Annotated in this window: 20 protein-coding genes; 12 read left to right on the top strand and 8 right to left on the bottom strand. The window is 66.7% G+C overall.

All coding sequences use genetic code 11. The features are described 5' to 3' along the window. Positions 1-8: 8 nt before the first annotated feature. A complete protein-coding gene (locus tag QRN63_RS05770; protein WP_267319312.1) occupies positions 9-1,631 on the bottom strand; it encodes a GMC oxidoreductase in 1,623 nt (540 codons plus the stop codon). A gap of 459 nt (positions 1,632-2,090) precedes the next feature. Between QRN63_RS05770 and QRN63_RS05765 the strand changes: the two genes are divergently transcribed. After that, entirely contained in the window at positions 2,091-3,311 is a 1,221-nt protein-coding gene (locus tag QRN63_RS05765; RefSeq protein ID WP_267319313.1) for an alkane 1-monooxygenase, read from the top strand. Between the two features lie 241 nt (positions 3,312-3,552). On the opposite strand, the gene QRN63_RS05760 is transcribed toward QRN63_RS05765, so the two are convergent. The 3 genes from QRN63_RS05760 to QRN63_RS05750 all read right to left on the bottom strand — a co-directional run bounded on the left by QRN63_RS05760 (position 3,553) and on the right by QRN63_RS05750 (position 4,959). Next, complete coding sequence (locus QRN63_RS05760) at positions 3,553-4,029, bottom strand: DUF5130 domain-containing protein (RefSeq protein ID WP_020102225.1); 477 nt, start codon at positions 4,027-4,029, stop codon at positions 3,553-3,555. Further along, positions 4,016-4,246, bottom strand: a complete 231-nt coding sequence (gene ctaJ / locus QRN63_RS05755; RefSeq protein WP_138229441.1) for an aa3-type cytochrome oxidase subunit CtaJ — start codon at positions 4,244-4,246, stop codon at positions 4,016-4,018. Before ctaJ ends, QRN63_RS05760 begins: the two co-directional genes overlap by 14 nt. A gap of 62 nt (positions 4,247-4,308) precedes the next feature. Further along, positions 4,309-4,959: an HNH endonuclease gene (locus QRN63_RS05750; RefSeq protein ID WP_267319314.1), complete on the bottom strand. Its 651-nt coding sequence runs from the start codon at positions 4,957-4,959 to the stop codon at positions 4,309-4,311. A gap of 132 nt (positions 4,960-5,091) precedes the next feature. Between QRN63_RS05750 and QRN63_RS05745 the strand changes: the two genes are divergently transcribed. From QRN63_RS05745 to QRN63_RS05715, 7 genes are all read left to right on the top strand, one after another. Further along, on the top strand, positions 5,092-5,496 hold the full coding sequence (locus QRN63_RS05745) for a globin (RefSeq protein WP_267319315.1): 405 nt from the start codon (positions 5,092-5,094) through the stop codon (positions 5,494-5,496). A gap of 19 nt (positions 5,497-5,515) precedes the next feature. Then, positions 5,516-7,084, top strand: coding sequence for a glycoside hydrolase family 13 protein (locus QRN63_RS05740; protein ID WP_285030018.1), 1,569 nt, complete (start codon positions 5,516-5,518; stop codon positions 7,082-7,084). 3 nt (positions 7,085-7,087) lie between these two features. Further along, positions 7,088-7,795, top strand: coding sequence for a TetR/AcrR family transcriptional regulator (locus tag QRN63_RS05735; protein WP_285029899.1), 708 nt, complete (start codon positions 7,088-7,090; stop codon positions 7,793-7,795). Positions 7,796-7,938: 143 nt separating this feature from the next. Then, entirely contained in the window at positions 7,939-8,820 is an 882-nt protein-coding gene (locus QRN63_RS05730; RefSeq protein ID WP_285029897.1) for a metal-dependent hydrolase, read from the top strand. Between the two features lie 25 nt (positions 8,821-8,845). Beyond that, positions 8,846-9,724: a metal-dependent hydrolase gene (locus QRN63_RS05725; RefSeq protein WP_267319318.1), complete on the top strand. Its 879-nt coding sequence runs from the start codon at positions 8,846-8,848 to the stop codon at positions 9,722-9,724. 13 nt (positions 9,725-9,737) lie between these two features. Beyond that, positions 9,738-11,315, top strand: a complete 1,578-nt coding sequence (locus tag QRN63_RS05720; protein ID WP_285029895.1) for a flavin-containing monooxygenase — start codon at positions 9,738-9,740, stop codon at positions 11,313-11,315. Continuing rightward, positions 11,312-12,241 (top strand): SDR family NAD(P)-dependent oxidoreductase, encoded by a 930-nt coding sequence (locus QRN63_RS05715; RefSeq protein ID WP_285029893.1) that lies wholly within the window; start codon positions 11,312-11,314, stop codon positions 12,239-12,241. Before QRN63_RS05720 ends, QRN63_RS05715 begins: the two co-directional genes overlap by 4 nt. On the opposite strand, the gene QRN63_RS05710 is transcribed toward QRN63_RS05715, so the two are convergent. Further along, on the bottom strand, positions 12,232-12,843 hold the full coding sequence (locus QRN63_RS05710; protein WP_285029892.1) for a TetR/AcrR family transcriptional regulator: 612 nt from the start codon (positions 12,841-12,843) through the stop codon (positions 12,232-12,234). The genes QRN63_RS05715 and QRN63_RS05710 overlap by 10 nt on opposite strands. 70 nt (positions 12,844-12,913) lie before the next feature. Here QRN63_RS05710 and QRN63_RS05705 point away from each other — a divergent pair, with 70 nt between their 5' ends. From QRN63_RS05705 to QRN63_RS05690, 4 genes are all read left to right on the top strand, one after another. Next, positions 12,914-13,330 carry a nuclear transport factor 2 family protein gene (locus QRN63_RS05705; protein WP_285029890.1) on the top strand — a complete coding sequence of 139 codons (417 nt, stop codon included), beginning with the start codon at positions 12,914-12,916 and terminating at the stop codon, positions 13,328-13,330. Positions 13,331-13,379: 49 nt separating this feature from the next. Then, positions 13,380-14,045 (top strand): cyclase family protein, encoded by a 666-nt coding sequence (locus QRN63_RS05700; RefSeq protein WP_285029889.1) that lies wholly within the window; start codon positions 13,380-13,382, stop codon positions 14,043-14,045. A 20-nt stretch (positions 14,046-14,065) separates the two neighbouring features. After that, a complete protein-coding gene (locus tag QRN63_RS05695) occupies positions 14,066-14,557 on the top strand; it encodes a pyridoxamine 5'-phosphate oxidase family protein (protein ID WP_267319324.1) in 492 nt (163 codons plus the stop codon). A gap of 451 nt (positions 14,558-15,008) precedes the next feature. Next, positions 15,009-16,247, top strand: a complete 1,239-nt coding sequence (locus tag QRN63_RS05690) for an HNH endonuclease (RefSeq protein WP_285029888.1) — start codon at positions 15,009-15,011, stop codon at positions 16,245-16,247. 128 nt (positions 16,248-16,375) lie between these two features. Here the strand turns inward: QRN63_RS05690 and QRN63_RS05685 are convergent, their stop codons facing one another. From QRN63_RS05685 to QRN63_RS05675, 3 genes are read right to left on the bottom strand one after another with little or no spacing between them, the layout of a single operon-like run. Beyond that, the gene (locus QRN63_RS05685; RefSeq protein WP_285029887.1) at positions 16,376-17,011 is read right to left on the bottom strand and encodes a DUF8185 domain-containing protein; all 636 of its coding nucleotides are present in this window, start codon (positions 17,009-17,011) and stop codon (positions 16,376-16,378) included. Between the two features lie 28 nt (positions 17,012-17,039). Then, a complete protein-coding gene (locus QRN63_RS05680) occupies positions 17,040-17,453 on the bottom strand; it encodes an acyl-CoA thioesterase (RefSeq protein ID WP_020102240.1) in 414 nt (137 codons plus the stop codon). Between the two features lie 7 nt (positions 17,454-17,460). Then, positions 17,461-22,320 carry an NAD-glutamate dehydrogenase gene (locus QRN63_RS05675; protein WP_285029886.1) on the bottom strand — a complete coding sequence of 1,620 codons (4,860 nt, stop codon included), beginning with the start codon at positions 22,318-22,320 and terminating at the stop codon, positions 17,461-17,463. Positions 22,321-22,324: the final 4 nt, after the last annotated feature.

Here is a 22,324-nt window from a genome sequence, read left to right as displayed (position 1 = left end):
CGGCACGGCTAGGTGCGGCCCTGCAGAATGCCTTCGATGTTGCGCTCGGCGAGCGCGGTGATGGTCATGTACGGATTGCAGCCGAGGTGCCCGGGCATCAGCGACGCATCGTTGACAAACAGGTTGCGGTGGCCGTTCACCCGCCCGAACGCATCGGTGGCCTTGCCCCGCACGCACCCTCCCAGCGGGTGAACAGTGTTGGGCGCGAACACTTTTCCGCTGAACAGGTCGTTGCGGTAATCGACCTTGTTGGCTTTCACCAGCTTGTCGAACACCAACCTCGCCCTGGCTTCGTTGTTTGCCGCGAAGGCGTCGGTCCACTGGATCGTCGCGGTGTCGGACTGGCGGTCGTAGGTGATGTCGGCCCGGTCCCCGGTGTCGACCATGACGTAGTACCCGAGCAGGTAGGTCTCCACCGGCAACGGCATGGAGAACATGCTGGCGTACACCGGGTTGTCCGGGTCGTCGCGGCCGTCGATGTTGATCATGCCCATCAGGGACTGGGTGGTGCCGGCCGGATCGCTCTTGGCCAGGCTGTGCCCGACCATCAGGTCACCGTTGTTGCCGTAGCCCTTGCCGACCTGGTCGTTCAGATGGGCCAGGTCACCCGTCTCCCGCGCCTTCAACAGGAGCTTGGTGGTGCCGAGCACGCCGGCCGCCAGATACAGCTGGTCACAACCGAATTCGGTTTTGGACAGCTCTTTGCCCCAGCGGTCGATCTCGCGGGTTGACACCACGAACTCGCCCGAACGCTCCTGGCGGATCGAGATGACCTCGGTCAGCGGGCGCAGCGTGACGTGGCCCGTCTTGAGCGCGTCGGCGATGTACGTCTGGTCGACGCTGCCGAACCGGCCGTAGTTGTTGCCGAACTGCTGCTCGAACGCCAGCGACGATTGCGGCACCTGGCCGGCCGCCTCCTTGACCAGATAGTCGAACGAGTAGGAGCTGCCGTTGTAGTCGACCTTGTAGCCGGCGGCCGCTGCGTACTTGCGGCCGACGCGCGCGTACTGGAAACACGCGGCCTGCTCGAACCAGGCCATGTCGCGATAACTGATCTTCAGCGAGGACTTGGCGCGTTCGACGTAAGTGCGCAGGAACTCGTCGGCGCCGATGTCGGGGAAGGCCTTGGCGATCTGACGCTGCGTCGGGATGGCAGCGATGCCCGCGTTGATCATCGAGCCGCCGCCGACTGCCAGGCCGCGGAAGACATCGTGGGCGCCGTGCGTCACCTTCTGGCAGATGCCGGCCTGGATCGGCTGGGGCGACGGTGCGTGCTCGGCCACCTGCTCGACAGTGAAACCGCCGAAGGAGGTGACCAGACTCGGCGGGACCTTCGAGAACCAGCCCGCGCGGGTATCGGCGGGCAACATCTTGGAGAACCGCTTGCCGTCGTCGTCGGGCTTGTCCCAGAGCCGGCCCTGTTCGATGACCAGGGTCTCGACGCCGGCCTGTCCCAGTCGCAGCGCCGAAACCCCGCCGCCGTAGCCGCTGCCGATCACGATGGCCGAATAATGCTTCCGGGCTTCGGTGCGGTCGCGCGATCGTTCGACGAGGACCCCGACGCCCGCCGCCCCCGCGACGCCCGCCACCGCGGCACCGCCGAGGAACTGCCGCCGGCTGATGGGGCTCATCGGATGCCTGCCGCGGCCGCGCCCCAGCACCGGATGCGTCGATGCCGGCCGTGCATCACTGCCAAGATCGTCCTTCCGCCTAACCGCCAGCTAACCCGAAGCCAGTCGCCTGCCTGCCTACGAATAACGGATTCATCTCAAAAATTACACGATGCCGCGGAGTTTCCGCCGCTGTGCAGGATCCGGCTGCCAGCGCGTCGTCCGCCCCGCACGACGGCCGGTATGCCGTACATCACCCATCTGCTTGTATGGCACTCTACCTGCAAGTTTGGTAACGACTGCGCCGAACCGACGGCAGTCGTCCAACTGCCGGTACCGGGGCCGGGCAACAGTCTCGAATACCCCCGCGCGCTGACGGCTCAAACAATTTGCTGGATAACGATGAGAAAACAGACAGGAACCGGCTCTGGCTACCGTCTTGTATTTGCGCAAACGGCCGATTACGGGTACGAATACGGGGTGTTGTCGGCATTGCGCGCGAGCCAGGAGGCATCGCAGCCTCATGCGCCCGAGACTCCCGACACCCCCGCCGCCAAGTCGAAATGGCGCGATTCCAAGCGCTATGTGTGGCTGCTCGGCCCCATCACCCCCGGAATGGTCGGCCTGTCATGGCTGCTGGTGTGGTTCACCGGCGTCGACGCATTCTGGTGGACCGGGTCGGTGCTGACGTTCGGGCTGGTCCCACTGCTCGACCACATCGTCGGTCCGGAAGCCGAGCAAGCTCCCGGAGACCTGCGCAGCCTGGAAGATGACCCGTTTTATCGGATCGCCACGCATCTCTTCCTGCCGGCACAGTATCTGGCGCTGATCTTCGCCTGCTGGCTGTGGGCCGGTGGCGGCTGGGTGACCATGTCGGTCGTCGACAAGCTCGGCCTCATGGCCGCGGTGGGGACGGTCGGCGGTATCGCGATCAACGCCGCCCATGAACTCGGCCACAAGCGCGGCATGTCGGAGCGCCGGCTCTCCAAGATCGCTCTGGCCCAGACCTGCTACGGCCACTTCTTCGTCGAGCACAACCGCGGCCACCACGTGCGGGTCGCGACCCCGGAGGATCCGGCCAGCTCACGCCTCGGCGAAAGCCTGTACGCCTTCATCGGCCGGTCGGTCATCGGTAGCCTGCGGTCGGCCTGGAAGCTGGAATGCGACCGCCTCGCCCGCGTGCGCAAGTCCAAGTGGTCGCTGCACAACGAGGTCCTCAACGCCTGGCTGCTGAGCGTCATCCTGTTCATCATCCTGGTGGCCTGGTTCGGCGTCGTCGTCCTGCCGTGGCTGTTCGGTCAGGCCGTGATCGGCATCTTCCTGCTGGAGACGGTCAACTACCTCGAGCACTACGGGCTGCGGCGGCAGAAGTTGCCGAACGGCCGGTACGAGCGGGTTCGCGCCGGCCACAGCTGGAACAGCAACACCGTGATCGCCAACGTCTTCCTGTTCCACCTGCAGCGGCACTCCGATCACCACGCCAACCCGATGCGCCGGTACCAGGCGCTGTGCCATGCCGATGAGGCGCCGCAGCTGCCGGGCGGTTACGGCACCATGCTGCTGCTGGCCATCTGCCCGCCGTTGTGGCGCCGGGTGATGGATCCCCGCGTGCTGGCGCACTACGACGGCGACATCAGCCGCACCGCGTTGCAGCCGGGCTATGAGGCCCGCCTGCGCAAGCGCTATCCGGCCGCGCGCTGAGTTAGGTACCTCGGACGTCGTCAGCATCGCCGGGCGCTTGAGTGGTGCCAAGGATTCAGGGTCAACGGAACGACGGCTCAAAAACGCGTTGACCCTGCACTCCGTGCGTGGGTCACTCGAACAAATGCGCCCTCAGTACAGGCTCAACGAGGGGGCGCGAGCCCGTCCTCGTCAGGGCAGGCCCCAGATAGCACTCTGCCGGGTGCGAACCTATGGTTCGCACCCGGCAGAGTAAACGAAATCAGGCGGGCGAGACGCCGGCGCTCAGCACGCGGACCGCGCTGATCAGGCCGTCCATCAGGTTGCCCTGCTTGAACGACGCAGCCGCCGCGGAGACCCCCAGCGGAGCAGCCTCTTCGATACCGCGACCACGGACCTCGGCGCCGTAGACGACCTCGATGGCCTTCTGGTTCGGCGAGACGGCCAGCAGCACGGCGTTGTTCGGCGTCGGCACGGTGGCCAGCACCTCACGCGCGGTGGCGGCGGTGTCCGCACCCAGGTCGCCGATGTAGACGGCGAATCGGGCGCCGGCGGCGCGCGAACCGTACTTCAGGGCGTCGTCGAGGAACACCAGGTCCTTGACCGGGAACGGATAGTGCACCGACAGCTCACCGGGCTCGGTGACACCGGAGATGCGGCCGCTGTACGTGACGGCGTAGCCGTACGGCAGGTTGGCCGGATCGATGTTTGCGACCTCGGTCTGGCTACCACTTGCCACTTGCGCCACCTCCCACAGTCAGGTGCGAGTCATGGCCACCGTGGCCGTGATCCGCTGGTTCCTCGGCCGCCCACAGGATCGGCGCGTGGGTCCACTTGTCGGTCATCTTGTAGGTGTCCGGATGGGGACCCTTGCGCAGCAGGAACAGCGCGCCGAGCACCAGCAGCAGCGCCAGCGGCACCCCACCGAGCAGCGAATGAGTAAGTGCAATGCTCACGCGCAAACCGTATCAGTAGCCACGCCGCTCACGCTGAGGACAGGGGCAATCCGCCACGGATGTCAGGCAGCGCCTTCACCGAGATACCGCACCCAGGCCGGATCGAGTTCCTTGACCGCCGACAGGAGGCGCCAATGCTGACCCTTGGGCGGCAACGGCACCGCGTGCAATGACCAGCCCAGCTCCGAGAGGAGCCTGTCGGCCTTGCGGTGATTGCACGGGCCGCACGCCGCGACGCAGTTCTCCCAGGAGTGCTCGCCACCGCGGCTGCGCGGCACGACGTGGTCGACGGTGTCGGCCTTGCCACCGCAGTACGCGCAGCGGAACCGGTCCCGGTGCATCAGCGCGGCCCTGGTCATAGGAATGCGGGCCCGGTATGGGACCCGCACATAACTACGTAGCCGGATGACCGACGGAACGGCGACCGCGCGGGTCGCCGAATGTATGACAGGACCCGTCGGATCGTCGTGCACCACGTCGGCTTTGCCGCACAGCACCATGATCACGGCGCGACGCATGGGCAGGGCGGTCAACGGTTCGTAGGTCGAATTCAGCAGCAGGACGCGGCGGCGGCCCCAGAGTGAGCCGACTGATCCTTCTGCGGGACTCGACTCGACTGCGTGCAGGGGTGATGACAGTGCTGTGCCCGGCACAGGCAAACCCACCGCGGCGCTGTGAAGTCTGTGGCCGCGGACCTTTCTCCGTTGCGACATACGTCCTCCGTGTTCACAGTCCACCACGGATCGGCAGAGATCGCACGAGAATTCCGGCGTGTTAGCTGGACGATCCGATGAATTTCGGGTGACCAGTCCCGTGCGAAACGCACCGGGGCACCCTGGTGGACAATGGCCAACGTGACAGAGGCGCAACGGTCGTTCTACGACGAAGTCGGCGGAGCGGAGACCTTCGGGCTCCTGGTGTCGCGGTTCTACCAACTGGTCCGCGACGACGAAATCCTGCGCCCGCTGTATCCGGAGGACGACCTCGACGGCGCCGAGCACCGGCTGCGGATGTTCCTCGAGCAGTACTGGGGCGGTCCCCGCACCTACGGCCAGGAACGCGGACACCCCCGGCTGCGGATGCGGCATGCACCGTTCCGGATCGGTTTCCTCGAGCGCGACGCCTGGCTGCGGTGCATGCACAGCGCACTCGCGTCGATCGGCTCGGACACCATCGATGACGCCCATCGGCAGGCGCTGCTCGACTACTTCGACATGGCCGCCCAGCACATGGTCAACTCGGCGTTCTGATGGCTACCGGGTCCTGATGATGAAAGACGTGCGGTGGTGGTCACGCGCGGTCTTCTATCAGCTCTACCCGCGCTCGTTCGCCGACAGCGACGGTGACGGCGTCGGCGACCTCGACGGCGTCACCGCACACCTGGGCTATCTGCGCGCACTCGGCGTCGACGCGCTGTGGCTCAACCCGGTGATGGTCTCCCCCATGATCGATCACGGGTACGACGTCGCCGACCCGCGGGACGTCGATCCGCTGTTCGGCGGCATGGCGGCGCTCGATCGGCTGATCGCCGCCGCCGGTGCGGCGGGCATCAAGGTCACCATGGACCTGGTCCCGAACCACACCAGCTCGGCGCATCCGTGGTTCCAGGCGGCGCTGGCCGCGGGTCCGGGCAGTCCGGAGCGGTCTCGCTATCTCTTCCGTGACGGCCGCGGGCCGAACGGCGATCTGCCACCCAACAATTGGACATCGGTGTTCGGCGGCCCGGCGTGGACCCGGGTCACCGAACCCGATAGCAGGCCCGGCCAGTGGTACCTGCACCTGTTCGACGCCACGCAGCCGGACCTGAATTGGGACGACCCGGAGATCGCCGCGGATCTGGAACGGACGCTGCGGTTCTGGCTGGACCGCGGCGTCGCCGGCTTCCGGATCGACGTGGCGCACGGGATGGCCAAACCGGCCGACCTGCCGGACATGGATGACCCCGAAGGCACCATGCTCGCCACCCGGGTCGACGATCCACGGTTCAACAACGACGGTGTGCACGCCATTCACCGCGGCATCCGGACGGTGCTCGACGACTATCCCGGCGCGGCCACCGTCGGCGAGGTCTGGGTGTTCGACAACGAGGACTTCGCCAAGTACCTCCGCCCCGACGAACTCCACCTGGGCTTCAATTTCCGTTTGGTACGAGCCGATTTCACCGCGCACGCCGTCCGCGAGGCGATCGAGAATTCGCTGGCCGCGGCCGAGCTGGCCGATTCGCCGCCCACGTGGACGCTGTCCAATCACGACGTCGAACGCGAAGTAACCCGTTACGGCGGTGGCGCGCAGGGGCTTTCGCGGGCCCGGGCGATGGCGCTGGTGATGCTGGCGCTGCCCGGGGCGGTGTTCGTCTACAACGGCGAAGAACTCGGCCTGCCCAACGTCGAGTTGCCCGACGATGTGCTGCAGGACCCGGTGTGGGAGCGCTCCGGCCACACCGAGCGGGGCCGCGACGGCTGCCGGGTGCCACTGCCCTGGTCCGGCGACAGCGCGCCGTACGGGTTCTCCTCGACCGCGCAGACCTGGCTGCCCATGCCCGAGGGCTGGGGGGCGCTGACCGTCGCCGCACAGACGAACGACCCGGAGTCGACCCTGTCGCTCTTCCGTCGCGCCATCGAATTGCGCCGGGGCCGAACAGTTTTGGGCCGCTCGGTGCGGTGGCTGCCGACCGCACCGGACCTGTTGGCATTCCAGTGTGAGGACGGGCTGGTGTGCCTACTCAACGCCGGCACCACCACCGTGGACCCTCCCCCCGGCACAGTGCTGCTCGCCAGCGGACCACTGCCGGACGGGCGAATGCCACCCGACACGGCCCTCTGGCTGAACTACGATTAGCCCATGCCCGTCGATGCCACCCGTGTCGCGGTGCGGATGTCCGCACCGACCGGAGACGCGCGGGCAGACCGCTGGCGTGTGCATCGCGCAACTGTGCGAGGAGAACTGATCGAGGCGACACTGCGGGCGATCGACGAGTACGGGCCAGACCTGTCGATCGACGACGTGGTGAAGACCGCCGGCATCCCGCGGCCGAAGCTCTATCGCTTCTTCACTGACAAGGAGACGCTGTTCGCCGCCGTCGGGGAACGCATGCAGGAACTGATCGTGCAGCGCGTCATTCCCTGCTTCCACGTCACCGCGACGGCACTGGAGCTCGTGCAGTCGGCGCTGGCCGGCTACATCGATCTGGTGGACGAGCGGCCCAACCTCTTTCGCTTCGTCGTCGGTTCGCATTTCAGCGACGACCATTCCCGGACCAAGCTGCTCCAGAACGGCCGCAATCTTTCCACCGCGATGACCGACGTTCTGGCGGCAATGCTGCGCGCCGACGAGGGCAACGCCGACCACCTGGAATACACCGCCGACGCGATTCTCGGCGCCGTGGCGCTCGGCGTCCTGCGCTGGCTCAACGAGCCGACGATCGGCAAAGACGAACTCATCGCGCAATTGACCCCCGTGATCTGGGGTGCGGTGTCGGCGGCGGCCGCCGCCCGCGGTGTCGTGATTCAGCCCGACGAGCAGATGGCGTTGTTCGACACCGCCGACTGAACCGCCGGCATTCCCGAGCAGCCTCAGGCAGCTCAGAAAACGTCGCTATCCAAAACCCTTGCGCAATGGCGCGCGTCGTCGTAGCTTCGAACTACCAGAACTCGCGGTACTAGTTACTGAATGTTCGAGGAAAGGCGGGCGGCATGGCCGTACGCAGTGCGCAACACACGTCAGCGCGGAACTCCCGGACGGTCTATCCCCGGACCCGGCGAATCCGCTTCCGCTTCAACGAAGAAGGCGGGCGAAAGTACTTCGTCGCCGGCGACATGGTGTTCAGCCATTTCGTTGCCGGTCTGTCGGGAGCATTTCCGCCCGGCGAGGAAGGCTTCATCCGATCGGTCCGCCGATTCGCCGACCGGATCACCGATCCCGAGCTCAAGAAACGGGTCGCCGGCTTCATCGGCCAGGAGTCCATGCACGGGCAGGAGCACCGCCATCTCAACGAGAAGCTGGTCGCGATGGGCTACCCCATTGCCTGGTGGGATTCAAAACGGTTGAAGGACAGGCAGATACGGTTCGAAGACCGGTTGCCTGCGCACGTGCATCTGGCCCTGACGGCTGCCGCCGAGCACTACACCGCAGTGTTGGCCGAGCGGGTGTTGTCGAGCGACGAGCTGCAATCGATCCCAGCCGATCCGGAGGTGTGGCATCTGCTGAATTGGCATGCGCTGGAAGAACTCGAGCACAAGTCGGTGGCCTTCGACGTGTACCGCGCGGTCGGCGGCACCGAGCGCACCCGTATCGCCGTCATGGCGGTGGCGTGCACCCTGCTGCTGCCGCTGACGCTCGTCTCCCTCGCCGTCTCTGTCGGGTCCGATCCCGTGGCGCGACGCCATCCCGGCCGCCTGGCCCGCGAGACGTACGACCTGTTCACCGGCCCGATCTTCCAGGGCCTGTTGCCCGATCTCGCGGTGTACCTGCGTCCCGGATTCCATCCGGACGACGTCGACACCAGCGCACTGGCCGAGCAGTGGCGCGACACCCTCTTCGGGGCCCACGGCGTCCTCGTGGACCACCTGAAATAGCCGAACACAACGAAGGGAACCGATCATGACTGCTGAACCCACCACCGGAAACAGCGTTGCCTTTCCAAAAGTTCGCCGGATGCGGTTCCGGTTCGGCGAGCCCGAGCCGCTGAAGCGCCATTTCGTCGAAGGCGACATCGTGTTCAGCCATCTGGTAGCGGTGCTGTCCGGCTCATTCCCGCCCGGCGAGGAATCGTTCATCCGTTCGGTCCGCCGCTTCTCCGACCAGATCACCGATCCCGTGCTCAAGAAGCGGGTCGCGGGCTTCATCGGCCAGGAATCGGTGCACGGGCAGGAGCACCGCAAGTTGAACGCGCAGCTCGCCGACATGGGTTATCCCCTTGTCCGCTTCTTGTTGTTCGCACCGAACAGCGTGCGGCAGAAGGCGATGGTCCGCATCGAGAACATGCTCCCGGCCAAGGTTCATCTGGCCATGACAGCCGCAGCCGAGCACTACACCGCGGTACTGGGCGCGCGGGTGCTGTCCAGTGAAGAACTGCAGGCAATCCCAGGCGATCCGGAAGTCTGGCACCTGTTGAACTGGCACGCCATGGAGGAGTTGGAGCACAAGTCGGTCGCCTTCGACGTCTACCGGGCGGTCGGGGGTTCGGAGCGGATTCGCATCACCGTCATGTGGTTCATGTACTACCTGATGATCCCGATCTTCACGGCGGCGGTGACGCTGTCGATGCTGCTGGACCCGACGGCTTGGCGACCGATCACTGTGGTACGACAGATGTTCGAACTTTTCCGTGGCCCACTGCTGCGGGGACTGCCCGCGGAGATTCATGAGTATCTGCGGCCCGGCTTCCATCCCGACCATGTGCCCACCGACGAGCTGCTGGATCGCTGGCAGCGCGACTTATTCGGCGCCGATGGCGAACTCGCCGAATACGTGCGATAGGCAGGCACCGGGCATGACCGCCAGCACTCAATACGCACAGCAGCCGAACGCGGAACAACACCAACCTGATCACGAGGTGGTGATCGTCGGCGCCGGGTTCGGCGGCATCGGTGCCGGCATCGCCCTGTACCGCAAGGGGATCCACGACTTCGTCATCGTCGACAAGTGGGACCGTGTCGGCGGCACCTGGCACGCGAACACCTATCCGGGTGTGGCAGTGGACATCCCGTCGGTCATCTACAGCTTCTCCTACGAGCAGCGCGGCGGCTGGTCACGGGTTTTCGCGCCCGGCAACGAGTTGCGCGACTACGCCGACGACATGGTGGACAAGTACGGCCTGCGCGACAAGCTGCGACTCAGCACGACCGTGACCGCAGCGACGTTCGACGAGCGGAACAGCATGTGGCGGTTGACGATCGACGGTGGCGCCGAGATCACCGGCCGCCACATCGTGATGGCGGTCGGCGGCCTGGAGCGGCCGAAGCTGCCGGACATTCCCGGGCTGCAGGATTTCGGCGGGGTGCTCATGCACACCGCGCTGTGGGATCACGACGTCGCGCTGGCCGGGAAACGGGTAGCGGTCATCGGTACGGGCGCAACATCGCTGCAGCTCGTGCCTGCGATCGTCGACGAAGTGGCACACCTGACAGTCTTTCAACGCACCCCCATCTGGGTATTTCCCAAGCCCGACAGCCAGATTCACGGCATCGCCCGCACGGTGCTGGAGGTCGGCCAATTGCGGTCGGCGCTGCGCGCCGTCGGGACCGTCGCGACCGAGATCGGGATGGGCGGCATGCTCACCGGCCCGTCGTGGCTGGTCGACGCCACGCGCAAGGTCATCGAGGCACCGGTCCGGGCCTGGATGCGGAGCCAGGTCGGCGACGCGACGACCCGAGAAAAACTGATCCCCCGCTATGGTCTGGGCTGCAAACGGCCGTCGATGTCGAACGACTACTTGAAGACGTTCAATCGCAGCGACGTCAGCCTGGTCACCGACTCCATCGAGCGCATCACCGAGACCGGTGTAGTGACAGCCGACGGCGTCGAGCACGAGGTCGACGTCCTCATCTGTGCGACCGGATTCAAGCTGTGGGAACGGGATTCGGTACCGCCCTTCCCCGTCGCCGGCCGCGACGGACTCGACGCCGCGGAGTTCTGGGCGGTCAATCGATTTCAGGCCTATCAGGGCGTCTCGGTACCCGGGTTCCCGAACATGTTCATGATCACCGGCCCGTATGGATTCGTGCTCGGGTCGTATCTGTGGATGATCGAGGCCACGGCGGCACATCTGAGTCGTGCCATCGCCGAGGCCAAGCGCCGCGGCGCCCGGGAGGTCGAGATCCGGCGTGACGTGCACGACGCCTATTTCCAGCACTGCCTGGCGCGCCAGAAGCGCAATGTCCTGTTCACGCCGACCTGCGCCGGGTCCAACACGTATTACCTCGACTACCACGGTGATTCACCGTTCCGGCCGACGACGCACGGCGAGATGTACTGGCAGAACCGTCATTACGACCTCGACGTCTACCGGTACGGGGCCGGCACCACCGAGGTCGATCACATGGCAGCCACCTCGAAGGAAGCCGGATGAAGATCAATAACCTTGACCCGCAGCTCGTGGTTGTCACCGGCGCCGGCAGCGGCATCGGCCGTGCCACCGCGATCCGCTTCGCCAAACACGGTGCGCACGTGGTGGTCTCCGATATCGACCTCGACTCGGCGGAGGCGACCGCGGCCATGATCAAAGGCGCCGGCCGCCGCGCGTCGGCCGCCCAGCTGGACGTCACCGATCCGGACGCCTGGGAGGCGTTCGCACGTGACGTGCACGCCGACCACGGGGTACCCGACGTCGTCGTCAACAACGCCGGCATCGTTGTCGGCGGCCCGTTCCTCGAACTGTCGGCGGCGGACTGGGACAAGCAGCTCAGCGTCAATCTGATGGGTGTGGTGCACGGCTGCCGGGTGTTCGGTGCGCAGATGGCAGAGCGCGGCCGGGGCGGTCATATCGTCAACATCGCCTCGGCGGCGGCCTTCACCCCGACACCGGTCATGGCGCCGTACTCGGTGTCCAAGGCGGGCGTCAAGATGCTCAGCGAATGCCTGCGCCTGGAGCTCAAGCCGTACGGCGTCGGCGTCAGCGCCATCTGCCCCGGCGTGATCAACACGAACATCGGTGACCGAGCCGTCACTGTCGGCGTCGATCCAGCGCTCGTCGCGCAGGCGCAGCGACTGACCAAACAGCTGCAGGAGTTTGCCGAGATGCTGCCGTTCTCGCCGATGAGTCCCGACCTCGTCGCGCGGGCTGTGGTGCGGGCGGTCAGCTACGACCTGGCGGTGGTACCCGTGCGGGCCGAGGCCTGGCTGGGCTACGTCATGCACCGTATTGCACCCGGTATCAATCGCCGTATGACACAGCCCTTCTCGTTCGATCTGATCCAGAAGCTGGCTGGGCCGTTACTCGACCGGGTGACGCCGTCGACCGCCACGACCACCACGGAATCGATGGCTCACGTCTGACGGGCATGGCGCGCACTAGTCGGCACGCCCAGCACGAGACCGACCATGTTCTTGACGAGTGTGGTCACCCGCTTCGGTGGCGGCTCGCCCGCCAGTAGGTGCCGCCGTACCGCGGCCAGCGGCAGATCCAGGAGGGCGAAGGCGATCTGATCTTCGGGGCGCCCGGTCTGTTTCGCCAGGCTCTGGACCGCACTCTCGAGGCGCCGGCGTGAATTGCCTTCGGCGGTGGACAATTCCGTGCGGTTTGCCTCGCTCCAGGTGTCTGGTTCGAAAGCGCGGGCACCGGCCTGCAGCACGACCGCTTCCGGCAGGTGGCCGCGGCACCAGTCGACCAGCCACACCGCCGCTCCAACCGCGGTGTCGGCCGTCGGTTGTTCCCCGAGGACCTCCAGGTAGCCGGCCTGAAAGCCCGTCGTGGTGCGCAACCACATGGCAGCCAACAATGCGGCCCGGTCGGGAAAGCGATGGTAGATCGACCCGCTGGGAGCGCCGACCTCGCGCGCCACCGCATTCATCGCCAACGCTCGCGCTCCCCCGGTGACGAACAGGCGCGCGGCCGCATCCAGGAAATCATCGGCCCGGTGCTGCGGAGGTCTACCCATGATCTAGAGAGTATGCTCTACTATTTTATTAGAGGGACAACTCTAATAAACTGGACCGAGCGGACCGCACATGACCACACCCGACAGCCTCACGCCCGTTGACGTCGCCACCCGGCTCTACGCCGCTTTCGCCTCCCACGACCGGCCCGCCCTGGCAGCACTGCTGCACCCCGACTTCACCGGACGGGTGAGCGAGGGCATGCCATTCGGCCTCGGCGGCAGCGTGCACAGCCCCGAGCAGATGCTGCGCGACGTCTGGGGCGGCGCGTCCAAGTACTACGAAACCGCCCCGCACCCAGACGAATACGTCGCCGCCGGCGAAAACCGGGTCATCGTGCTCGGTTACTACCGCGGTCGGTGCCGGACCACCGGACGTCACTATGCGGCCGCGTTCGCGCACGACATCACCGTCCGCGACGGGAAGATCGCATCGCTGACGCAGATCACCGACACCAAGCCATGGCACGACGCGCTGGCCGCCTGCTGACGCGGCTAGAGTTCTTGACTCAGCCGCCGGCAATCAGAACGGAGTCGCGATGCTCGTCGATCTGTCCCACACCATCCGCGCGGGGCTGGTGACCTATCCCGGGCTGCCGGCACCGTCGATCAGCGACCACCTCACCCGCGAGGCGTCGCGCGATGTCTACGCCGCCGGCACCGAGTTCGCGATCGGCGCCATCACGATGGTCGGCAACACCGGTACTTACATCGACTCCCCGTTTCACCGCTACGAGAACGGTGCCGACCTGGCCGCACTCGACCTGGACACCCTGGTGGACCTGCCCACGATCGTCGTCCACCGTCGGGATGTCGCGGCGCGCGCCGTCGCTGCCACCGAGCTGCCTGATGACATCGAAGCCGGCTGCGCGGTGCTGATCGACACCGGCTGGGACCGGCATTTCGGCACCGAGGCCTACGCCGTCGACGCACCGTTCCTGTCCGAGGCCGCAACCGAGCTCCTGGTGCGCCGCGGCGTGGCACTCGTCGGCATCGACTCCGTCAACATCGATGACGCCAGTCCGGCGGCAGAAGGTCGACGGCCCATTCATACGACGTTGTTGGGCAACGGGATTCACGTCGTCGAGCACCTGACCAACCTGGCGGCGGTACCGGCCCGCGGCGCGCGCTTCACCGCCGTCCCGCCCCGGGTCGAAGGATTCGGCACCTTTCCCGTCCGGGCATACGCGACCATCCCGGACTGACCGGGACTACCGTCGGCGACATGACCAGTTGGAAAGAGTTCGCGGACGCTGCACCGCGAATCGCAACCACCTTCGTCCGCCGACACACCGCCACCGGAAACCTGTGCATGCTGGGCACGCTGCGCTCGGACGGATTTCCCCGGATCAGCCCCATGGAGCCGCGGTTCTTCGAAGACGAGTTATGGATCTCGGGCATGCCGAACACCACGAAGTTCAACGACCTCGCCCGCGATCCGCGCTTCTGCCTGCACACCGCGACGGTCGACACGCACGTCGGCGACGGCGATGCGAAGTTGTGGGGCGTCGTTGAGGACGTGCAGGACAAGGCCCTACATCGACGGTTCGCCGAGGCACTGTACGAACAGACCGGCTTCGACATCCGCGGCCAGGAGTTCGAGCATTGCTATCGCGCCGACCTGGTCGGGGCATCCGCGGTCGAGGTGGACGACGGACACCTCGACATCACGGTATGGAAGCCGGGTGAATCCGAGCACGTCGTCCGCAAGCACTGATCCGCTCCGGTCGCGACGCGACTGAGTCTGGCGATAGGCCTTGCCGACAGAGTCGCGTGCGGCCCCGCCTCCCGCCGCAAAGAGCCAGAATGTTCTCCCACATACCTTGAATGAATCATGTTCAATACCAGCACTTTCCGCGAAGTTGACTACGCAGCAGCCCACACCGGCGCCCCGACCACGTGACGCATCGGGACCCCGGCCGTGCGTCCGCCTGCGATCAGATCAGGATGCAGTACAGGCGCCGTCAGCGACGATCGCTGCAGCGTTGAGCAGGGGCGACCGATCTGAAGCCAAGAAGAATGCCGCAACTGCGGCGATCTCGTGCGGTTCTCCGAGCCCCTGAATACCGATGTCCTGATACACCAACTGTCACCGATGTCCTGATACACCACACGAATTCGACCCCATCCCGTCTTGCTATTCGAACATTTGTTCGATAGAATGTGTTATGGGAATCGCACCGGATCTCCAATCGCTTCTCGACCAGCTGCGTGACGTGGTCATCCCCGAGAACCTTGCAGGCGATGACGCCGTCAACGTGATGCGGGTACTGCTGCTAGCTCGAGGCGTGGTTGACCATCTCGCCGCGACGGTGACCGGGGTGCTGGACCGCTGCGGTGTGGCCGCATCGCAGGGCCGGACGCTGCGGGAACTGCTGATCTCACTGGGGTGCGCGCCGTCGGTGGCCGAGCGGCTGATCCGCGTCGGCGGCGCCTTACCGGCGCTGCCCACGCTCGCGGCGCATGCCGGCGATGGGGCGATCTCCGGTGAGCATGTCGATGCAATCGTCAAGGGCATCAACCACATACGAGCCCGCGCACCCGGTGAGGTGGACGAGGAAACTCGGTTTCGGCAGGTGACGGATCTGCTGGGGCAGTTCTTCTCCGGCGCGACCCCCGCCGACATCGGTGACCGCGCCCGAAAGCTGGGCAACCGCGTCGCCGCCGCCGAGGGCGGGCTGCCCGCCGCGGAGGATCGGTCTGTCAACACCCTCGATCACCGCCTCACCTCCGACGGGCGCCTGCAAGTGCGGGCGGACATGGATGCCGAAGTGGGCGCCAAGCTGGTCGCCGCAGTGGAAGATCTGTCGGCACCGCGACCCGAACCCGACGGCAGCCCCGACACCCGCTCCGCCGGACGCCGCCGGGCCGATGCCCTGGAGACCTTGTTGGACATCACCGCCCGCGGCGCAGACATTGCGTCGGCGCCGCGGACGCAGCTGCTGGTGACCGTGCCCGCCGCCACCCCCGACCTCGCCACATTGGAGTTCATAGGGTCGATCACCACCATGACACTGGACCGGCTCACCTGCGACACCACCGTCACCACGAGCATCGTCGACGGCGAACAAGTACCCCTCGACATGGGCCGCGAGAAGCGCCTGTTCCCGCCGCATCTACGCAAAGCGTTGTACCTGCGCGACGGTGGCTGCATCAAATGCGGCGCCCCACCTGGACGCACCCACGCCCATCACATCGTGCACTGGACCCACCACGGCGAAACCAGCCTGGCCAACGGCTGCCTACTGTGCCCGGCCTGCCACGCCAACATCCACCACGACGGCTGGGACGTCGTCATGGGCCTCGACAAACACCTCTGGCTCATCCCACCGGCCACCGTGGACCCGCAGCGAAAACCGATACCCGCCTACAACCGCCGCACCATGCGACTCGACGCAGCCGCATAGCCGTCCCGCGCGCGACGTGAAATCTGCTGTGCACCTTGATAACTCAATAGTGTTCCTGGACCTCGTGCTCGCGCGGCGGGTGGAGTTCACATCCGCCGCGCGAGCAGCCTCTCAACTTCGAAAGACCCCTAGGGCGACAACAGGATCGGGCCACCACGGCGGCGGTACACCGAGCCGAACCGTGCGTCGATGCGCAGCCACGTCGGATGCACCCGAACCCGGACCACCTCGTTCTCCGGCAGCGGGTCGGGCACGAAACCCATGGCGGTCAAAGCGAATACGCAACGCATCGGGATGCCCACCTCGATGTCGCCGGCGCTGACGGTGAGGACGTCCTGGTCCAGCAGTGACGGTGGCGGCCCCTGCGGACCGCTGTGCTCCCGGGCCAGTTCGACGCCGCGCTGAAACAGCTCCAGCACCGCGGCCGCCGGCACATCGTCGAGATGGCTGAACCCGTCGTCGGGCGGCAACGCACCGCGCCACGCCGAGTCCATCGCGAATCCGGGATCGATCCGGCCCGAGCCGGGCAGCTCGTGACTCAACGCGTCGGCCCCGGCGCACAGGTCGGACGGCGCCACCCGCCCGTTCACCACGCGCGCGGCCAGCACCTCGAAACCTGTTGCCGCCCAGGCGACGAAGACATCCTCGCTCCGCGCCTTCAACCGCACCACGGCGGCCTCGTCGAGCCGCAGCACGCGCTCGACGAAGGTGGCCAGGTTCTGCGCCTGGGCGGCGTCGGCGAGCCAGATGCCCCGTTCGCTCATCGGGGCACCCTGCTCTTCGCGCAAGCGCTCATCGGGCGAAACGCTGCAGGTACTCCCGCTGATGCGGGGCGATGCGCACCAGCATCTGCCGCTCGATGTTGAAGGTGGCCAGCTGGGTCTCCCCGATCACCGCCGGCTTGGAATCCGGATCGGCCTGCGCCGACCGCACCTCATAACCGAGCGTGAAGTCGCAGGCCCGAAGCCGGTTGGTCCAGATGGTCACCTGCAGTGGTGAATCGACAAGGCGCAGTTGGTCCTTGTACTTCACGTTGACCTCGGCGATCAGCAGGCCGGTGGTGGCGACATCCTCGGCGAAGGGCTCGGTGAGAAACGGAACCCGCGCCTCCTCGAGGATGGTCACCATGGTGGCGTGGTTGACATGCTGATACATGTCGATGTCCGACCAGCGCACCGGCACCGGCGTCGTGAAGCGTTCAGTCACCCGCCCATCATCCCTGATTGCCCGTGCCCGTCGTTCTCGTGGTCATGCTCCGCAGTTGCCGCGCGGCCACCGACAGGGTCGCCAGGTCACGCACCTCGTCACCCAGGATCTCGGTCAGCGTCCGGCGGGCGCGCATCACCCGCGAACTGTTGGTCGACGCCCACTCGTGAATCTTCTGCTCACCGGTTTCGTCGACCTCCCCGACCGCCATCACGTCGACGCACAGCGACCGGATCGACCCGTAGATGTCGTCACGAATCGCCAAGCGCGCCAACGAATGCCAGCGGTCATTGCGGGTGAGTTCGGATACCGCGGTGAGCAGGTTGTCGATGCCCAGGTTGTCCGTCAGCGCGAAGTACGTGTCGGCCACCTCGGCGGGTTCGCGCTCGGCGATGTCGGCAATGTCGATGACGTCCAGCAGGCTGTACTGATACAGCCCGGTGGCCACCATGTAGGCCAGCTCCTTCGAGACGCCCGCGGCCACGAACTGTGCCGCATCGGTCTCGGCGATGGCCTTGTCGTCGCCACGCAGCCACTGCTTCATCTGCGGGGTGAGCTCGGCCACCTTCGCCGCGAACCGGTTGGCCTCGGCGCCGACGGCGAGCGGCTGGGGCCGGTAGTTCAGCAGCCAGCGCCCGGCCCGGTCGATCAGGCGACGCAGATCCAGCGTCATGCGGTCGGTGACTTCCACCGGGACACCGGCCTCGCCGGCCGCCCGGATGTTCCGCCACACCTCGCCGACCCGGAAAATCTTGTCCACCGCGACGTAGCTGCGGACCGCATCGACGGGCCCCACACCGACATCTTCGGCGACGCGGTAGGCGTAGGTGATGCCGGCGGTGTCGACGAGGTCGTTCACCAGCATCGTGGTGATGATCTCCCGGCGCAGCTGGTGCGACCGGATGTCCGCCGTGAACCGGTCCCGCAACTCCTCCGGGAAGTAGTCCGGCAGCCGGCCCGCGAACACCTCCTGGTCGGGCAGTTCACTGGCCAGCACGTCTTCCTTGAGCGCGAGCTTCACGTGCGCCATCAGCGTGGCCAGCTCCGGGGACGTCAGCCCCAGCCCCGCCTCCATCCGCCGACGGATCTCCTTGTCCGACGGCAGCGCCTCCAGCTCGCGGTTGAGCCCACGTTCTTTCGACAGGTCGCGAATCTGGGCGGCGTGCACCGGCAGCAGGCTGGCGGCGTTGGCGCGGCTGGTGCCCATCAGGTCGTTCTGCGACATGTTGTCGGCGAGCACCAGACGGCCGACCTCATCGGTCATCGACATCAGCAGGTCGGCGCGCTCGGCGGCCGCGACCTTGCCCGAGGTCACCAGGGCATCGACGAGAATCTTGATGTTCACCTCGTGGTCGGAGCAGTCCACACCCGCCGAGTTGTCCATTGCGTCGGTGTTGATGTGGCCGCCCGCCAGATCGAATTCGATGCGGCCGCGCTGCGTCACGCCGAGGTTGCCGCCCTCGCCGACCACCTTGACACGCACCTGATTTCCGTTGACCCGGATGGCGTCGTTGGCGCGGTCGCCGACGTCGGCGTCCGATTCGGTCTCGGCCTTGATGTAGGTGCCGATGCCGCCGTTCCAGAACAGGTCGACGGGCGCCAGCAGGATCGATTTCATCAGCGCCGGCGGCGTGAGCTCGGTGACGTCGGCGCCCAGGCCCAGAGCCGCGCGCACCTGCGGGCTGATCGGGATCGACTTCTGGTCGCGGCTGTAGACGCCGCCGCCCTCGCTGATGAGCGATTTGTCGTAGTCGTCCCAACTCGACCGCGGCAGCTTGAACATGCGGTCGCGTTCGATCCACGACCTTGCCGCGTCGGGGTTCGGGTCCAGGAAGATGTGCCGATGGTCGAAGGCCGCCACGAGGCGAATGTGCTTGGACAGCAACATGCCGTTGCCGAACACGTCACCGCTCATGTCCCCGACGCCGACGACGGTGAAGTCCTGGGTCTGGGTGTCATGCCCCATCTCGCGGAAGTGCCGCTTGACCGACTCCCAGGCGCCCTTGGCGGTGATGCCCATCGCCTTGTGGTCGTAGCCCACCGACCCACCGGAGGCGAACGCATCGCCGAGCCAGAAGCCGTACGACTTGGCGACGTCGTTGGCGATGTCGGAGAACGTCGCGGTGCCCTTGTCGGCGGCGACCACCAGGTAGGCGTCGTCGCCGTCGCGGCGCACCACCTGCGCCGGCGGGACGATGGCGCCGGTGGCCGTCTCGACGTTGTCGGTGACGTCGAGCAGGCCGGCGATGAACAGCCGGTAGCAGGCGACGCCCTCGCTGCGCAGGGCATCGCGATCAGCGGCCGCGTCGCCGGTGGGCGCGGGCGGCGACTTCAGCACGAAGCCGCCCTTGGCGCCGACGGGGACGATGACGGCGTTCTTCACCGCCTGCGCCTTGACCAGGCCGAGGATTTCGGTGCGGAAGTCTTCGCGCCGGTCCGACCAGCGCAGGCCACCGCGGGCCACGTTGCCGAACCGCAGGTGCACGCCTTCGACCCGCGGCGAGTACACGAAGATCTCGTATTTGGGCCTGGGCAACGGCAATTCGTCGATGAGCTGCGGATTGAGCTTGAACGACAACGCGTTTCGCTGCCGCGCCGAGCCCTCTGCGGTGACGTAGTAGTTCGTGCGCAGGGTGGCCTGCACCAGCGACGCGAAAGCCCGCAGCACGCGGTCGGTGTCCAGGCTCACGAGGGCGTCGATATCCGCCGCGACGGCGGCCGCGGCTGTTTGGGCACGATCGGCCGCATCGCCGCCGGTCGGGTCGAACACCGCCTCGAAAAGTTCGACGAGCGACTTCGCGGTGCCCGGGTTGTCCCGCAGCACCGTCTCGATGTGCGACTGGCTGTACGGAAAACCGGCCTGCCGCAGGTACTTCGCGTAAGCCCGCAGGATCGTCACCTGCTGCCAGGTGAGTCCCGCACCCAGCACCAGCTCGTTGAACCGGTCGATCTCCACCTTGCCCTGCCAGATGGCGGTGACGGCGTCGGCGAACCGGGTGGCGATGATCTCGCGCTCAGCTTCCGGGGCGTCGACGGTGGAGTGATGCCGGGAAATCTTGAACTGGTAGATCCACACCGGGATGCCGTCGGCGCGCACGACGTTGAACGGCTGCTCCTCCAACACCACCACGCCCATGGACTGCAGCATCGGCAGCAGCTCGCTCAGCGAGGCCGACCGGCCGGCCAGATACCACGTGAGTTGCGCGGTGCCGTCGTCGTCGGGCCCGGCGTCGGGATAGTCCAGCACCAGTTTGACGCTGTCGTCCTGCAGCTGATCGATGATGCTGATGCCCTCGATGGCACCGGTCGGCGTGAACGCCTGCTTGTACACCTCGGGGAACGCCACCGCGTAGTGCTCGGCCTCGGCGCGCGTGATGGTGCCCGGCGTGACAGCACCGATCAGCCGGTCGCCCCAGGTGCGGGAAGCCTCGGTCAGCAGACCCTGGATACGGGTTTCGTTGGCGGCCGAGGTGTCGATGGTCGCGGGGCTGGCGTTCTCGCCCAAGCGGACAGTGAAATGCACGACGGCCCAGGGTGATTCACTGACCCGGGCGGTGTATTCGATGCTCTCGCCACCGAGTTCGCGCACCAGGATGTCCTGCATGGCCAGCCGCACGTCGGTGGTGTACCGGTCGCGCGGCAGGTACACCAGGCACGAGACGAAGTGGGCCAGCTTGTCGGCGCGCAGGAAGAGCAGCGCACGCCGCCGCGAACCCAGGTCGATGACGGACTTGCCCATCGCGACGAGGTCGCGCGCGGTGAGGGAGAACAGCTCCGACCGCGGCACGGTCTGGATGATGTCCAGCATCAGCTGGCCGGGCCGGCTCGGATCGCCTTGGGACAGCGCCAGCGCCTCGTTGACCCGCCGCGAGATCAGGGGAATCTCAAGCACATTGGCGTTGCCCGCGGTCACCGTGAACTGACCGATGAACCGGTGCTCACGGGCCGGCCCGTTCGGTCCCGCGCTCTCGCGGACCACCACGATGTACGGGTAGGCGCCGTAGCGCAGGTAACTCGGCATGGTCGCCTGGGCGACCGCCAGCAGTTCGTCGTCGCCCGCGAGCGGTGGCAGCACGTCGGTGCGCAGCTTGGCCACGCCGAGCCGGGTCGCCGGGTCCACCTGGGCCTGCCCGTTCGCCACGGTGCACTGCTGGTAACCCAGCAGGACGAAGTGCCCGTCGGCCAGCCAGCGCAGCAGGGCCGCGACGTCGCGCCGGTCATAGCCGGGGAACCGGCCGTTGTGGTCGGCGTCGAGCGCGTTGGCCAGGCCGACGAGCGCGGCGTTCATCGCGGGCGTATCGAGCTCCACCGCGCGGGTGTCGGTCAGGGCATGCGGCAGCACGGCGGCCGCCTCGGCGACGGCCTTGCCGTCACCCATCGTCGCCAGCTGCACATGAATCCAGGTCTCGTCGACACCGTCGGCCGGGGCACTGGGGTCACCCGCCGGACCCATCGCGAGAACCTCGCCCGCCGCATCCCGCCGCACCCGGAACTCGGGACTCATGATCGCGGTGTACGCGACACCGATGCGGTGCAGCAGCACCATCACCGAGTCCATCAGCAGCGCGCTGTGATCGGTCACGATCTGCAGCGCCGGGCCGAAGCGGCCGGGATCGTCGGCGGGGTAGATCGCGACCAGCGTCTCCCCCGTCGACCGGCGATGACCGAGGCGGTAGTGGGCGGCCAGCAACGCCGGGGACACCCGGGTCGCCATCGCGACATCGATCGGGGCGGTGACCCCACCGTCGGCCGGCGAACCATCGTTCGGGCCGCGGTAGGTCTGCAGGTATGCCCGTGCGAGACCAGCATTGCCGTCCGCACCGGCGGACCGCGTCGTGCCGCTGAGTCCGCCCCGATTTTCCGTCATCCGA

The organism is Mycolicibacterium sp. lyk4-40-TYG-92 (genome assembly GCF_030209435.1).
GTDB lineage: Bacteria > Actinomycetota > Actinomycetes > Mycobacteriales > Mycobacteriaceae > Mycobacterium.
This window is presented reverse-complemented; position numbering and strand designations above follow the sequence as displayed.